The sequence below is a fragment of the Streptomyces sp. MS19 genome (assembly GCF_047200595.1).
Classification (GTDB): Bacteria; Actinomycetota; Actinomycetes; order Streptomycetales; family Streptomycetaceae; genus Streptomyces.
Genome location: NZ_JBJZOH010000025.1, coordinates 68,083 through 79,096 on the forward strand (window position 1 = coordinate 68,083; position 11,014 = coordinate 79,096).

At 74.1% G+C, this 11,014-nt stretch carries 11 protein-coding genes; 8 read left to right on the plus strand and 3 right to left on the minus strand.

Translation table 11 applies throughout. The features are described 5' to 3' along the window. Window positions 1-294 precede the first annotated feature (294 nt). A complete protein-coding gene (locus ACL02R_RS21615; RefSeq protein WP_412798612.1) occupies window positions 295-2,652 on the plus strand; it encodes an ATP-binding protein in 2,358 nt (785 codons plus the stop codon). After that, window positions 2,649-3,152: a roadblock/LC7 domain-containing protein gene (locus ACL02R_RS21620; RefSeq protein ID WP_412798613.1), complete on the plus strand. Its 504-nt coding sequence runs from the start codon at window positions 2,649-2,651 to the stop codon at window positions 3,150-3,152. Before ACL02R_RS21615 ends, ACL02R_RS21620 begins: the two co-directional genes overlap by 4 nt. Before the next feature lie 7 nt (window positions 3,153-3,159). Here the strand turns inward: ACL02R_RS21620 and ACL02R_RS21625 are convergent, their stop codons facing one another. Beyond that, entirely contained in the window at window positions 3,160-4,173 is a 1,014-nt protein-coding gene (locus ACL02R_RS21625; protein WP_412798614.1) for an NlpC/P60 family protein, read from the minus strand. Between the two features lie 102 nt (window positions 4,174-4,275). On the opposite strand from ACL02R_RS21625, the gene ACL02R_RS21630 reads away from it, so the two are divergent. Next, complete coding sequence (locus ACL02R_RS21630; RefSeq protein WP_412798615.1) at window positions 4,276-4,842, plus strand: dienelactone hydrolase family protein; 567 nt, start codon at window positions 4,276-4,278, stop codon at window positions 4,840-4,842. Here the strand turns inward: ACL02R_RS21630 and ACL02R_RS21635 are convergent. Together ACL02R_RS21635 and ACL02R_RS21640 are read right to left on the minus strand one after the other, a co-directional pair. Continuing rightward, complete coding sequence (locus ACL02R_RS21635; protein WP_412798616.1) at window positions 4,829-5,290, minus strand: nuclear transport factor 2 family protein; 462 nt, start codon at window positions 5,288-5,290, stop codon at window positions 4,829-4,831. The two genes, ACL02R_RS21630 and ACL02R_RS21635, sit on opposite strands and share 14 nt — an antisense overlap. A 121-nt stretch (window positions 5,291-5,411) precedes the next feature. After that, window positions 5,412-5,909, minus strand: a complete 498-nt coding sequence (locus ACL02R_RS21640) for a winged helix-turn-helix transcriptional regulator (RefSeq protein ID WP_412798617.1) — start codon at window positions 5,907-5,909, stop codon at window positions 5,412-5,414. Between the two features lie 93 nt (window positions 5,910-6,002). Between ACL02R_RS21640 and ACL02R_RS21645 the strand changes: the two genes are divergently transcribed. The 5 genes from ACL02R_RS21645 to ACL02R_RS21665 all read left to right on the plus strand — a co-directional run bounded on the left by ACL02R_RS21645 (window position 6,003) and on the right by ACL02R_RS21665 (window position 11,012). Further along, window positions 6,003-6,647: a dihydrofolate reductase family protein gene (locus ACL02R_RS21645; protein WP_412798618.1), complete on the plus strand. Its 645-nt coding sequence runs from the start codon at window positions 6,003-6,005 to the stop codon at window positions 6,645-6,647. 71 nt (window positions 6,648-6,718) lie between these two features. Next, window positions 6,719-7,375, plus strand: coding sequence for a gamma carbonic anhydrase family protein (locus tag ACL02R_RS21650; protein ID WP_412798619.1), 657 nt, complete (start codon window positions 6,719-6,721; stop codon window positions 7,373-7,375). Window positions 7,376-7,962: 587 nt separating this feature from the next. Continuing rightward, complete coding sequence (locus ACL02R_RS21655; protein WP_412798620.1) at window positions 7,963-9,135, plus strand: quaternary amine ABC transporter ATP-binding protein; 1,173 nt, start codon at window positions 7,963-7,965, stop codon at window positions 9,133-9,135. Continuing rightward, window positions 9,132-10,055, plus strand: coding sequence for an ABC transporter permease (locus tag ACL02R_RS21660; RefSeq protein ID WP_412798621.1), 924 nt, complete (start codon window positions 9,132-9,134; stop codon window positions 10,053-10,055). Before ACL02R_RS21655 ends, ACL02R_RS21660 begins: the two co-directional genes overlap by 4 nt. A gap of 33 nt (window positions 10,056-10,088) precedes the next feature. Then, window positions 10,089-11,012, plus strand: coding sequence for a glycine betaine ABC transporter substrate-binding protein (locus ACL02R_RS21665; RefSeq protein ID WP_412798622.1), 924 nt, complete (start codon window positions 10,089-10,091; stop codon window positions 11,010-11,012). The last annotated feature ends 2 nt before the right edge of the window (window positions 11,013-11,014 follow it).

Genomic DNA, 11,014 nt, shown 5'->3' on the forward strand with positions numbered 1-11,014 from the left:
CGAACCGGAAGCGGATCTTGCCAGGAGCCGGGGCGGAATTCCAAACGGCCCCCGGACCGCCGACGGCGGCGGAACGGCATCGGCTTGTCCGGCGAGTTCCGGTGCTGTTCACTCCTTCGAGTGGCCGGATCGGCGAGAGCGCCCCGCGCCCCGTCGGCACTGGCATGGTTCGGTGCCTAAGTGACGAGAATGCGAGCGCAGGTGCGGAAGACGAGACCTCACGACCCCGCAGAACCGTCCCCTTCCGCCTCGTCAGGCTCCCGGACGCACGCGGCGCGCCGCCGGCGCGTACGGGTGCGCAGCCGGCTGGTCGCCGGTGTGTTCCTGACCGGCCTGGCCGTCATGGGCGCGGGCGCGCCCGCCCTCTACGGCGCCTACGAGGACTGGACCGGATCGCAGCGGCTCGTGGACGACGCACGGCTCACGGGCCGCGCGCTCTCGCTCTCGCACGCCCTCGCCGACGAACGCGACGCCCTCGTGGTCGCCGGGGTCACCGGCGACGCCGACGTCCTCGCCGCCGCCCTGCCCGAGGACGCCCGCGACCGCGCCGACCGCGGCATCGGCGGGCTCCGCCCCGAAGCCGGGCCCGAGCTGCGCGAAAGCCTCGACGGCGTCGCCGCCGCCCGCGAACTGGCCCTGTCCGGCGAGGCGGCGCCCGCCGACACGTACCGCGCGTACACCGACGTGATCGGTGAACTCGACGGCCTCCTGCGCTCCGTCAGCCGCGCCAGGCCGGAACGCGCCAGCGACCCGACCGCCGACGCCCTGCCCGACCTCGCCCGCGCCGTCCACGCCTCCTCGGCCACCCGCGGCCTGCTGCTCGCCGCGCTGACCGGCGGCGGCGAGCAGGGCGAACTCACCGCCCTGGCCCAGCGCGAGGCGGTCCGCGAGTCGGAGGCACTGCACGACTTCGCCGCCACCGCCGACGACGCGGGCCGCGCGGCGTACGAGCGCGCGCTCGGCGGGGACGACGGGGACGACGAGGCCGCCGCGTACCTGGCGCAGCTCACCGACGCGCCCTCCCTGGACGACGCCGACCGCGCGCTCGACCCCGACGCCGTCCAGGACGCGCTGCTGGCCCGCACGGGCGCGCTGCGCGGCCTGCTCGGCACCCTCACCGAGCAGCGCGTCGAGGACCTGGACGCGCTCACCGACGAGGACTTCACCGGCCTGTGGGTCACCGGCCTGATCATCCTGCTCGCCTTCGGCCTCGCCCTCGGTGTCAACGTCCACACCGCCAGGTCGCTCACCCGGCCGCTCGCCGCCGTACGCCTCGGCAGCCGCCGCGTCGCCGCCGACCCGACCGGCCAGGAGCCGGTCAAGTACACCGGGCGCAACGACGAGTTCGCCGAGGTCGTCTCCGCCGTCAACGCGCTGCACGCCCGCGCCGTGACGCTCCACCAGCGCGCCGCCGAGTCCGCCAAGGACGCCGCCGCCGCGGCCCAGGAGGGCGGCGGGCTGCGCGCCGAGCGCGACCGGCTGCTGTCCGAGCAGAGCGAACTGCACGCCCGCCTCGCGGCGCTGCACGGCGCGGTGCACGGCATGTTCGCCCACCACGCGCAGCGCCTCCTCGCGCTCGTCGGCGAGCAGCTCGCCGTCATCGAGGGCCTGGAGGAGCACGAGGCCGACCCCGACCAGCTCGCGATCCTCTTCTCGCTCGACCACCTGGCCGCCCGCATGCGGCGCCACGGCGAGAACCTGCTGCTGCTCGCCGGCGCCCAGCCGCTCCAGCAGCTCAGCGACCCGATGCCGCTGATCGACGTCGCGCGCGCGGCGGTCAGCGAGATAGAGCGTTACGAGGTCGTGGAGACGACCCCGCCGCCGCCCGCCGTCTGGATCACCGGCTACGCGGCCCGGGACCTGAGCCACCTCCTGGCCGAACTGCTCGACAACGCCACCGCGTTCTCGCCGCCCGGCGCGCGGGTGCGGCTCACCGGCCGCTGGACCCAGGGCGAACTGCTGCTGTCCGTCGAGGACGAGGGCGTCGGCCTGTCCCCGGCGCGGCTGGCCGAGCTGAACCACCGGCTGGCCGACTCCGTCACCCCGCCGCAGGGCGCGGACGGCAGCGGCGAGGGCTTCGGCATCGGCATGGGCCTGTACACGGTCGCGCGCCTCGCCGCCCGGCACGGGCTGCGCAGCTGGCTGCGGCAGCGCCCCGGCGGCGGGACGGTCGCCGAGGTCGCCGTACCGGCCGTGCTGGTGGAGGACCGGCCCGGCGTCTCGTACCCCTCGCGCCTCGGCCTGGCCGACACGGGCGCGGTGCCCACCGCCGCCGTGCCGGGGCCCGTCACGCCCGCCGCGGGCGTCCCGACCGCCGGGCTGATCCCGCAGGAGCCCGTCACCCCGGCCGCGGGCACCCCCACCGTCCCGCACGCACGGCACGCCGCGCCCGCCCCGCAGGCTGAGCACGCCCGCGCGGACGACACCACGCCGCGGGCCCACCCCGTCACCGGCAGCGGGCTGCCCCGCCGCACGCCGGGCGCCGTCCCCACCCCGCAGGAGCCGTCCGCCGCGCGCGCCCGCGCGGTGGACGCCGACGAACTGCGCCGCCGCCTCGGCGGCTTCCAGCGCGGCGCCAGGGACGGGCACCGCGACGCCGCCAGGACCGTTGGTCCCCGGACCGGGCCCACCGGAGAGGACACGCCGTCATGACACCGACACCGATCCCCGCCCCCGGGACCGACCCGCTGACCGGCATCCGCAGCAGGAGCGGGCAGGACCTGCGCTGGATGCTGACCCGGCTGGTCGAGGAGGTGCCAGGCGTCACCTCGGTGGCGGTCGTCTCCGCGGACGGCCTGCCGCTGCTGTCCTCCGAGGACGCCGACACCCCGCGTCCCCCCGCCGCCACCGGCGGCCCGCAGGGCGCCACCGCCGACCTGGCGACGATCGTCTCCGGCCTCGGCTCGCTGACGAACGGCGCCGCCCAGCTGATGGAGGGCGGCCCGGTACGGCAGACGCTGGTCGCGATGGAGTCGGGCAACCTGCTGGTCATGTCGATCAGCGACGGTTCGCTCCTGGGCGCCTGGACCGAGCCGGACGCCGACATGAGCACGGTGACGTACCACATGGCGCTCTTCGTCGGCCGGGCCGGACACCTGCTCACCCCCGAACTGCGCGCGGAGCTGCGCTCGGCCACGCCGCGCCCGGTGTGACGCCGCGTCAGCCGGGTGTGACGGCGCCGAGTACGGGGCGTACGGCCAGCGGCGCGACGGCGACGGGCTCGCCTGGCCCCGGGGCGTGGACGACCTGGCCGTCGCCCGCGTAGAGCGCGACGTGTGAGGCATCCGTGCCGTAGACCACCAGGTCGCCGGGGCACAGCTCGCCCAGGGGCACCTGGGGGAGCGCGGCCCAGAGGGCGGCGGGGGAGTCCGGGAGCGTACGGCCGGCCCGCGCCCAGGCGTCCGTGACGAGGGCGACCGGGTCGGACGGGCTGCCCAGCAGGTCGAGGGCGTGTGCCAGGGCGCGGGCGCCCGCCGGGGTGGGCGCGCGGGTGCCGGGGCTGCCGGGGGCCTGGTCGGTGGTGACGCCGGCGGCCGCCGGTGGCGCGTCGGCCGTCCCGCCCGTCTCGCTCGTGCCTGTCGTGCCGGTCGCCCCGGCGGGTTCCAGGGTGGCGAGGAGTCTCGTGACCTCCGCGAGGCGGTCCCGCATCTCGTCGCGCCGCCTGCGTTCCTCGGCGGCCAGGGTCTGCTGCTCGTCCAGTGCCTCGCGGGCGGCGGTGGCCAGTTCGTCGGCGCGCCGCTCGCCCTCGGCGAGGCGGGCGATCTCGGACGCCTGGGCACGCGCCGCGCGCCGGGCCACCGTACGGTCGTGCAGGCCGCGGCCCTCGGGCGCCTCGCCGAACAGCAGCCGCAGGACGTCGGGCAGGGGCGCGCCGCCGTGGCGGTACTGCTCGCGGGCGAGGGCACCGGCCAGGTGCCGCGCGTCGGCGAGGTCGGTCCTGGTGGCGGCGAGGCGCTCGTTCAGCCGCCGCACCTCGGCGCGCTGGTCCCGCAGGCGGCGGGCGGTCTCCTGGTAGACCTCGGTCGCGCGGCCCGACTCCTCGTAGAGCGCGCCGAGTTCGGTGAGCAGCGCGGGGAGGCTGTCGGCCGGTTCGGCGGCGGCCGGAGGCGCGGGCAGGGCGGCGAGGGCGAGCAGGCCGAGGGCCAGGGACAGCCACCGGAGCGGTCTGGTCATACCAGCACACTGACCGGTTGTCGCATCGACGCCGCGCCAGACGCGCCGCCGCCCGCCGCCGCCCGCCCGAACGGGGGGCGCCGCGTACGGCACGATGGCGGCATGGCCACCGTCGTGCTGTTCCACTCCGTGCTCGGCCTGCGCCCCGTCGAACTGCGCGCCGCCGAGCGGCTGCGGGCCGCCGGGCACGAGGTCGTGACGCCCGACCTCTTCGCGGGTGCGACCGCCCCCACCGTCGGGGAGGGGGTCAGGCTGCTCGACGGGATCGGCTGGGCGGCCGTGACCGGACGCGCGCGGCGCGCCCTCGCCGGACTGCCGGAGGCGACCGTGCTCGCGGGCTTCTCCATGGGTGCGGGCGTCGTCTCCTCGCTCTGGCCGGAACGCCCCGCTGCCGCCGCCGTCCTCCTCCTGCACGCCGCGGCCGAGCTGCCGCCCGCCGTACGCCCCGGCTTGCGGGTGCAGCTGCACGCCGCCGAGCCGGACCCGTTCGCGCCCCCGGAACGGGTCGCGGCCCTCCGCGCGGCGGCGCGGGAGGCGGGGGCGGAGCTTGAGGTCTTCCGGTACCCGGGCGCCGGACACTTCTTCACCGACGCGGAGCTGCCCGACTTCGACCGGGCCGCCGCCGGCCTGACCTGGGACCGGGTGGCAGGCCTCCTCAGCGGGCTGTGACGTCCGCACCGTCCGCCGGGGCGAACGCCTGGGCGACGGCGAGGCTGTCCTCGTAGACGTGGTGGCGCGTGACCAGGCCGTCCTCGACGGTGAGGTGCAGGGCGAACCGGGCGCGGTAGGGGCGTCCTGTGGAGCGCGCGGTCTGGCGGATCTCGCCGAGCACGACGGCGTCGGGGCCGTCGGTGAGGACGCGCTCGACCACGGTCGCGGCCCGCTCCGGCACGTGGTGGTCCGCCAGGTCGCGGAAGTGCGCGGCGGCGTCGGCGCGGGTGGCGCGGTGGCGTATCCACGGGGTGGCGGCCCGGCCGTGCTCGGCCTCGGGCCAGTCCAGCCGCCAGTCGCTCCGCTCGGCGTACAGCTCGGCGATGCGCCGGGGGTCGCCCTCGCCGATGCGGCGCAGCAGCTCCTCCACGACGGCGCGGGTGGTCACGGGTGTGGTTGGGGCCATGGGGCGGTGCTCCGATCATCGGGGCCGCGTCGGGCGGGCGCGGCGGGTACCGGAATCCTCGCCGCCCGCGTGCGGCGGGTCGATTACCCCGGGGGGAATGGCCCGGTGGACCCGCGGGGGGTCACAGGGCCTGTGCGCGGGTGGCCTCGTACGCCTGCCGCAACCGCTCGGAAGCGCTGGGGCTCGGGGGGTTCTCGCGGGGGATGCCGAGGTGGGTCTCGCGCAGTTCGTCCATGAGTTCTTCGGCGAGGCGCGGGGAGCCCTCCGCGAGGAGGCGGGCGCGGACCGCGAGTTCCGGGGTCGTGGGCCGGTGCCGCAGTCCCCACGCGCCGAGGGCGACCATCACGGGGAGTGTCTGGATGCCCGCTTCGGTGAGGGTGTAGGTCGCCTTCCGGCCGCGGGTGGCGTCGTCGCGGGTGAGGAGGCCCGTTTCGACGAGCTTGCGCAGGCGGCTGGCGAGGATGTTGGACGCGATGCCCTCGTCGTTCCTGGTCAGCAGGTCGCGGAAGTGGCGGCGTCCGCCGAAGATCATGTCGCGGAGCACGATCAGGGACCACGGGTCCCCCAGGACCTCCACCGCCGCGTTGATCGCGCACCCCGAGCGCGGCTCCTCGCGCATCGCCCACCTCCTGAGTGATTGCATATCGCAACTCCTCCATTGTAGGGTTCTCTTAACCAGTTGCATATCGCAATCACTCAGGAGGTGGGCCGCATGGCGAAGCTTCGCGTGCACGGTTTCCACGTCTCCCTCGACGGCTACAGCGCGGGCGAGACGATCACGATGGAGGCGCCCATGGGCGGCGCCGAGAAGATGTTCACGCGCTACGACGGACGCGTCATCCACGGCGTCCACGCCGTGGACGACCCGATCACCGTCGATCGCGCGCTCACGAGCACCTGGTCCCAGGGCATCGGGGCCGAGATCATGGGCCGGGGCAAGTTCGGTCCGCAGACCGGCGAATGGACCGACGACGAGTGGCGGGGCTGGTGGGGCGACGAGCCGCCCTTCCGCACGCCCGTGGTCGTGCTCACCCACCACCGGCGCGACCCCATCCATTTCGGCAACGGGACGAGCTTCCACTTCCTCGACGCCACACCCGAGGACGCGCTGGCCCGCGCCCGGGAGCTCGCGGACGGCGCGGACGTGCGCATCGGCGGCGGCCCCTCCACCATCCGGCAGTTCCTGGCGGCGGATCTCGTCGACTTCATGCACCTGGTGACCGTGCCGGTCGTCCTCGGCGGCGGGGTCTCGATGTGGGAGGGGCTGGCCGACGTCCAGGACCGCTTCAGCGTCGAGTCGGTGACCTCGGCGAGCGGCCTCACGCACAACTTCTGGAACCGGGTCACCACCGGCTGAGGCCGCGTCCGGCGAACGCGACGTCCGGAATCCGCCAGCATCCCTGCGGCCGGTCGGCCGAGGCTTCGCCCATGGCCGCTGAACCGCAGGGAATCCGTGTCCGGCACCGCGGGCGGGAACCGCAGGTGCATCCGACCGCCTATGTCGCCCCGACGGCCACCCTCGTCGGCGATGTCCGCGTGGGGCCGAGGGCCCGGGTGATGTACGGCGCGGTGCTCGACGCCGAGGGATCGCGGATCGAGGTCGGTGAAGCGGCGGTGGTCTGCGAGAACGCGGTGCTGCGCGCGTCCGCGGTGGCCGGTGACCAGCCGGTGCTCGTCGGCGACCACGTCTTCGTGGGGCCGCATGCCACGCTGCTCGGCTGCGAGGCCGGCAGGTGCGTCTACGTGGCGACCACGGCGACGGTCCTCCAGGGCGCGCGGCTGGGGGCCGGCTCGGTCGTCGCCGTCGGCGCGCTCGTGCACGCGCGCACCGTTCTGCCGGACGAGTTCTTCGTGCCGCCGGGGACCGTGGCGCTTGACGCGCCGGTGCGGCTGCTGGCCGCGGGTGATCCAGGCCTGCCCGAGGCCGTCGGGCGGGTGGGGTTCGCGCGGGCGGCGTTCGGCGTCGACGCGGAGTGGACCGACCGGATCAACCGGTACGAGCGCATCGCGGAGGTGCGCGTCGCCGAGTTCGGCGCGCACGCGGACGACGAGGTCGTGAACCCGGGCCGGGGCACGTCGTTCTGATCTTCCCGGGCCGCGCGCCCGGCCCGGGACCCGGCTCCCGCCGCGCGACCGGTGCCGGCCGGTCAGGCAGCGCGTCGCCGCGTCCACGACCGCGCCGACGACGGCACGGAGCCGACGCGGCGGCCACGGGGTCGGGGGACGGTTCCCGGACGACCGGCCGTCGGCCGAGGTCACGATTCGGTCAGGACTCGCAGCGCAACCGGCCGCTCACCGAATGTCACCATCGTCTTCCCGTAAGCGAACGCTCCACGCGGTCCTCCGCCCTGCACGGGGCGGTGAAGGGCCGCTGTGCTCCGGCGGCGTCACGAGCGGCGCGACCCCGGACAAGGCGGGTCCGCGCACGGAGCGAGAGGCGATCGTTACCCCCTCGAAACAGGCACAATGTGCATCTCGTCGGAGGCCCATGTAAAGGTAGACCGCGTCGCCGGGCCTGCCGGTCAGCGGTTTTCGTGCCCGCGACACCGCCGTTCCGCAGGTGAGATGCCGGGGGCGGCTGCCCGTGACCCCGACCCGGGAGCATCGTGCCCGTCATAGAAGCGACTGGCCTTACCAAGATATTCGGCCGCAAACCGCGCCGCGGCGTTCAGATGTTGGCCGAGGGCGCCGACCGTGACCAGCTGCGTCGTGACGGGCTGACCGCCGCCGTCATCGATGCCACTTTCACCGTCCGCGCCGGCGAGATCTTCGTCGTCATGGGACTGTCCGGTTCCGGCAAGTCCACCTTGATCCGCATGGTCAACGGCTTGCTCGAACCGACGGACGGTCACCTGCGACTCGACGGCCAGGACATCACCCACCTGACACCGGCCGGGCTGCGCGAGGTGCGCCGCGACAAGGTGAGCATGGTCTTCCAGCACTTCGCGCTGCTGCCCCACCGCACCGTGGGTGAGAACGCCGCCTACGCCCTTCAACTGCGCGGGGTGAACAGGGCCGATCGCGAGCGGGCCGCCGAGGAGGCCCTCGCCCTGGTCGGACTGGGCGGTTGGGGAGGCCACATGCCCTCCGAGCTGTCCGGCGGGATGCGCCAGCGCGTGGGTCTCGCCCGCGCCCTGGCCGCCGACACCGACATCATGCTGATGGACGAGGCGTTCAGCGCCCTCGACCCGCTGGTCCGCAAGGAGATGCAGGACCAGCTGCTCGAACTTCAGTCCAAGCTCGGCAAGACGATCCTGTTCATCACGCACGATCTCAACGAGGCGATGCGCCTGGGCGAGCGGATCGCCATGATGCGCGACGGACGCATCGTCCAGGTCGGCACCGCCGAGGAGATCCTGAACGAGCCGGCCAACGACTACGTCTCCCAGTTCGTCGCCGACGTGGACAGGACACGGGTGCTCACCGCGGGCGCGGTGATGGAACGTCCGGTCGTCGTGATCGGTCCTCACACGGGCCCCAAGGCGGCGCACCGGCTGATGCGCGAACACCAGACCCAGGCGCTGCTCGTCGTCTGCAACGACCGGCAGGTGCGCGGCGTGGTCTGGGAGGAGGACATCGCCGAGGCCGTGCGGAAGGGCGACGAGACGCTGCCGCTCCGGAAGGAGGGAGTGGCCGTCGTCAGCCCCGACGACCGCCTGGCCGACCTGTTCCAGCAGGCCGCGGCGACCCGCGCGCCGCTGGCCGTGGTGAACGAGTCGGGCAGGCTTGAGGGGATCATCCCGCGGGTGACCCTGCTCAGCGCGCTCGCGCCGCCGGGCCCACACGGGCCCGGTGGTGACGGAGACGGTACCGACCTGGAGACCACCGTGGGGAGCCCCCGATGACCACACTGCCGCACCTGCCCATCGGCGAGCGCGTGGACGACGGCATCCAGTGGATCAGGGACAACCTGTCCGTGGTGCTCGACGGCATCAAGGACTCGCTCGAATATCTCGTCGAGGGCCTCAGCGACTGGCTGCTCGCGCCGCCCACGCTGGTCGTCGTGGTCCTCTTCGCGTTCCTCGGCATGGCGGTCCGGTCGACCAGGTTCGCCCTGTTCACGGTCCTCGGGCTCGCCCTCATCGACAGCATGGAACTGTGGGAACCGGCCATGCAGACCCTCGCCATGGTGCTCATCGCGACGGTCATCGCGGTGGTCGTCGCCGTCCCGGTCGGCATCCTCGCCGCACGGAGCAACACGGTGAGCGCCGTCGTCCGGCCGGTGCTCGACCTGATGCAGACCATGCCCGCGCTGGTCTATCTGGTGCCCGTGGTGATCTTCTTCAGCATCGGCTACGCCCCCGGTGTGGTGGCCACCGTCGTGTTCGCGATGGCACCCGGCGTCCGGTTCACCGAGCTCGGCATCCGGCAGGTGGACCGGGAGATCGTGGAGGCGGGCCAGGCGTTCGGCGGCACGCCGTGGCAGATCCTGCGCGGCATCCAGCTGCCGCTGGGGCTGCCCACCATCATGGCCGGCATCAACCAGGTCATCATGCTCGCCCTGTCCATGGCCGTCATGTCCGGTTTCGTGGGCGCCGACGGTCTCGGGAAGATCGTCGTCGAGTCGCTCGCGCGCGTCGATGTCGCGCAGGGCTTCGAGGCCGGGCTGGCGATCGTGATCCTGGCCATCTTCCTGGACCGGACCACCGGCGCCGTCGGCCAGCCCACCGGACGTTCGCTCGGGGCCTACGTGCGCCGCCGTCGCCGGACGGCCCGGCGGGCGACGGCCGAGCAGCAGGTCCCGCAGGCCGTGCCCGCGGCCTGACCCCTTTCCCGGCAGACGACAGAAAGAGATCTCATGAGAACCCCTACCCTTCGGCGTCGCCGTATCACCTGCGCGGCGGCCGCCGCGGCTCTCGGCCTGTCCCTGGCCGCCTGCGGCAGCGACGACAGCGGTGACGACAACGGCGGTGGCGACGGTGGCTCCGAAGGTGTGATCACCCTCGGCTACATCCCGTCCTGGACGGACGGACTGAGCACCGCCTACCTGCTGGACCGCGTCCTTGAGGACGCCGGTTACACGGTCGAGCACGAGGAGATCAGCGAGGCCGGCGTCCTGTACACGGCGCTCGCCGACGGCGACGTCGACATGTACCCCTCGGCGTGGCCCGAGGTCACCCACGCCTCCTACATGGAGCAGTACGGGGACCGGATCGAGGACGTCGGCGCCTACTACGACAACGCCATCCTCACTCTCGCCGTGCCCGAGTACAGCGACATCACCTCGATCGACGAACTGCCCGACTACGTGGACGAGCTCGACGGCCGCATCGTCGGCATCGAGCCCGGCGCGGGTCTGACGGAGGTCACACAGGAGCAAGTGTTCCCGACCTACGGCCTGGACGACGCCGGCTTCACCCTGGCGACCTCCTCCACCTCGACGATGATCACCGAGCTGGGCAACGCGATCGACCAGGAGGAGGAGATCGTCGTCACGCTCTGGCGTCCGTTCTGGGCCAACGCGGAGTACGGCATGCGCGACCTGGAGGACCCCGAGGGCGCGCTCGGCGAGGCCGAGGCCCTGCACTTCCTGGGCCGTGAGGGCTTCGCCGAGGACTTCCCCGAGGTCGCCGAGTGGATCGAGGGCATCCAGCTCACCGACGAGGAGTACGGCGCCCTGGAGGACCTCGTGGTCAACCAGCACCCGGACGACCCGGCCGCCGGTGTGGACGAGTGGCTTGAGGAGTACGCCGACGTGATCGGCACGCCCGCCGCCGCCTGACC

Bases quoted from the DNA above. Each gene is read 5' to 3' on its own strand.
- ACL02R_RS21650 (WP_412798619.1), top strand. From the start codon at position 6,719: ATGGCCGCTGAACCGCAGGGAATCCGTGTCCGGCACCGCGGGCGGGAA.
- ACL02R_RS21660 (WP_412798621.1), top strand. From the start codon at position 9,132: ATGACCACACTGCCGCACCTGCCCATCGGCGAGCGCGTGGACGACGGC.
- ACL02R_RS21655 (WP_412798620.1), top strand. From the start codon at position 7,963: ATGTTGGCCGAGGGCGCCGACCGTGACCAGCTGCGTCGTGACGGGCTG.
- ACL02R_RS21640 (WP_412798617.1), bottom strand. From the start codon at position 5,909: ATGCGCGAGGAGCCGCGCTCGGGGTGCGCGATCAACGCGGCGGTGGAG.
- ACL02R_RS21665 (WP_412798622.1), top strand. From the start codon at position 10,089: ATGAGAACCCCTACCCTTCGGCGTCGCCGTATCACCTGCGCGGCGGCC.
- ACL02R_RS21625 (WP_412798614.1), bottom strand. From the start codon at position 4,173: ATGACCAGACCGCTCCGGTGGCTGTCCCTGGCCCTCGGCCTGCTCGCC.
- ACL02R_RS21620 (WP_412798613.1), top strand. From the start codon at position 2,649: ATGACACCGACACCGATCCCCGCCCCCGGGACCGACCCGCTGACCGGC.
- ACL02R_RS21635 (WP_412798616.1), bottom strand. From the start codon at position 5,290: ATGGCCCCAACCACACCCGTGACCACCCGCGCCGTCGTGGAGGAGCTG.
- ACL02R_RS21645 (WP_412798618.1), top strand. From the start codon at position 6,003: ATGGCGAAGCTTCGCGTGCACGGTTTCCACGTCTCCCTCGACGGCTAC.
- ACL02R_RS21630 (WP_412798615.1), top strand. From the start codon at position 4,276: ATGGCCACCGTCGTGCTGTTCCACTCCGTGCTCGGCCTGCGCCCCGTC.